The sequence below is a fragment of the Polaromonas sp. P3_C2 genome, assembly GCF_056402675.1.
Genome location: NZ_JBFUGX010000508.1, coordinates 1 through 3,027 on the forward strand (window position 1 = coordinate 1; position 3,027 = coordinate 3,027).

Below are 3,027 nucleotides of genomic sequence, written 5' to 3' on the forward strand. Positions count from 1 at the left end.
GTGCGCAGTTTGGACGTTGTGTGGTTCATGATGAACTCCTGTACCTTTGATGCTTGTTGTTATTCGTGAAGCTTGAGGGGCGCTGCCGGCTGCGCGTGCGCGCCTGCACCACCACTGCCTGCGAAGGCCTCGACGTGCGGCACTTCGCCATGCAGCTTGAGCGGACGGTTGCCCGTGAGGCGGCGCAGCGTGACGTAGAACACCGGCGTGAGGAACAGGCCGAAAGCCGTCACGCCGATCATTCCCGAGAACACCGCCACACCCATGGCGTGGCGCATTTCGGCACCCGCACCGGAGGACAGCACCAGGGGCAGCACGCCCATGATGAAAGCCAGCGAAGTCATCAGGATGGGGCGCAAACGCAGGCGGCTGGCTTCAATCGCGGCCTGCAGCGGCGTGCGCCCGGCAAACTCCAGCTCGCGTGCGAACTCCACGATCAAAATCGCGTTCTTCGCCGACAACCCCACCAGCACGATCAAACCGATCTGCGTGAAGATGTTATTGTCGCCTCCCGTCAGCTTCACGCCCAGCATGGCGGCCAGCAGGCCCATGGGCACGATCAGCACGATGGCGATCGGCAGGGTCAGGCTTTCATACTGCGCGGCCAGCACCAGGAAGACCAGCAGCAGCGCCAGCGGGAACACCCACATGGCCGAGTTGCCGGCAATGATTTCCTGGTACGTGAGGTCCGTCCACTCGTAGCTGATGCCGGGCGGCAGCGTCTCGGCCGCAATGCGGGCGACCGCGTCCTGCGCCTGGCCCGACGAGTAGCCGGGTGCGGCGCCGCCGTTGATGTCGGCCGACAGGAAGCCGTTGTAGCGCATGGCGCGTTCGGGGCCGAAGCTCGGCGTGACTTTCATCAGCGCTGACAACGGCACCATTTCGCCGGTGACCGATCGCACCTTCAAGAGGCCGATGTCTTCAGCGCGGGCGCGGTAAGGTGCATCAGCCTGCACCCGCACGGAATACGTGCGGCCGAACTTGTTGAAGTCGTTGGCATACAGGCTGCCCAGGTAAATCTGCATGGTGTCGAACACGTCAGTCACCGGCACGCCGAGCTGGCGCGCCTTGGTGCGGTCGATGTCGGCATAGAGCTGCGGCACATTGACCTGGAAGCTGGAGAACATGCCGGCCAGCTCGGGCGTCTGGTAGGCCTTGGCCATGAAGGCCTTGGTGGCGGCGTCCAGCGCGGCATAGCCAAGCGAGCCGCGGTCTTCCAGCTGCAGCTTGAAGCCGCCGGTGGTGCCCAGGCCCTGCACGGGCGGCGGCGGAAACATGGCGATGAACGCCTCCTGGATACCGCCGAATTTTCCGTTCAGCTGGCCAGCGATGGCGCCGGCGCTCAGGTCTGCACTCCTGCGCTCRTCGAAGGGCTTGAGCGAGAGAAACACGATGCCCGAGTTGGAGCTGTTGGTAAAGCCGTTGATCGACAGGCCGGGGAAAGCAATCGCGTGTTCCACGCCGGGTTGTTTCATGGCGATGTCGCTGATCTTGCGGATCACGTCCTCGGTGCGGTCCAGCGTGGCGCCGTCGGGCAACTGGGCAAAACCGATCAGGTATTGCTTGTCCTGCCCGGGTACAAAGCCGCTGGGCACTGCCTTGAAGAGGCCTGCGGTGGCCAGCACCAGCACCAGGTACACGCCCAGCATGATGGCCTTGCGCGAAATCGCACCCTTGACACCGCGGCTGTAGTTTTCGGAACCGCGGCTGAACAGGCGGTTAAAGCCTGCGAAGAAGCGGCCGAACACCTTGTCCATGCCGCGGGTCAGCGCGTCTTTCGGTGCGTCATGGCTCTTGAGCAGCAAGGCGGCGAGTGCMGGCGACAGGGTCAGCGAGTTGATAGCGGAGATCACTGTGGAGATCGCGATGGTCAGCGCGAACTGCTTGTAGAACTGTCCCGAGAGGCCGGTGATGAAAGCCAGCGGCACAAACACGGCGATCAGCACCAGGGCAATCGCGATGATGGGCCCGGACACCTCCCGCATGGCGCGGTAGGTGGCGTCGCGCGGACTCAGGCCCGCCTCGATGTTGCGTTCGACGTTCTCCACCACCACGATGGCGTCGTCCACCACAATGCCGATGGCCAGCACCAATCCGAACAGGCTGAGCGCGTTGATCGAAAAACCGAACAGGTGCATCACCGCAAACGTGCCGATGACAGAAATAGGCACGGCCAGCAGCGGAATGATGGAAGCGCGCCATGTCTGCAGGAAGATGATCACGACCAGCACCACCAGGGCCACGGCTTCGAGCAGCGTATGTACCACGGCCTCGATGGACGAGCGCACAAACTGCGTGGTGTCGTAGACGATTTCGTAGTCCACGCCTTCGGGCATGCTCTTTTTCAGGTCCTTCATCACGGCCTGCACATCGTCGGAGATCTGGATGGCGTTGGAGCCCGGTGCGGCAAACACCGGCACGGCCACAGCCTGTTTGTTGTCCAGCAGCGAACGCAGGGCGTAGTCGGAAGCACCGAGCTCCAGACGAGAAATATCGCGCAGGCGCGTCACGGCGCCGCCCTTGTCGGTCTTGACGATGATGTCACCGAACTCTTCTTCGCTTTGCAGGCGGCCCTGGGCATTGATGGACAACTGCATGTCCACGCCGGGCAGGCCCGGGGAAGCGCCCACGACGCCGGCGGCGGCCTGGATGTTCTGCTCGCGGATGGCGCGTACCACGTCGCCGGCGGACAAACCGCGCTCAGCCACTTTTTGCGGGTCAAGCCAGACGCGCATTGAATAGTCGCCCGAACCGAACAGCTGCACCTGGCCCACGCCATTGATGCGCGCCAGGCGGTCCTTGACATTGAGCACCGCGTAATTGCGCAGGTAGGTCATGTCGTAGCGGTCGTTGGGCGACAGCAAGTGCACCACCATCGTGAGGTCGGGTGAGCTCTTGATGGTGGTAATGCCCAGGCGGCGCACTTCTTCCGGCAGGCGCGGCTCGGCTTGCGAGACACGGTTTTGCACCAGTTGCTGGGCCTTGTCGGGGTCGGTGCCGAGCTTGAAGGTGACGTTCAGCGTCATC

1 protein-coding gene is annotated in these 3,027 nt (G+C 63.3%); it reads right to left on the bottom strand.

The window, feature by feature from the left end; all coding sequences use genetic code 11:
- Positions 1 to 59: 59 nt before the first annotated feature.
- Positions 60 to 3,027, bottom strand: a 2,968-nt coding sequence (locus AC1DWI_RS18020; protein WP_477725360.1) for an efflux RND transporter permease subunit, incomplete at its 5' end; no start/stop codon positions are given.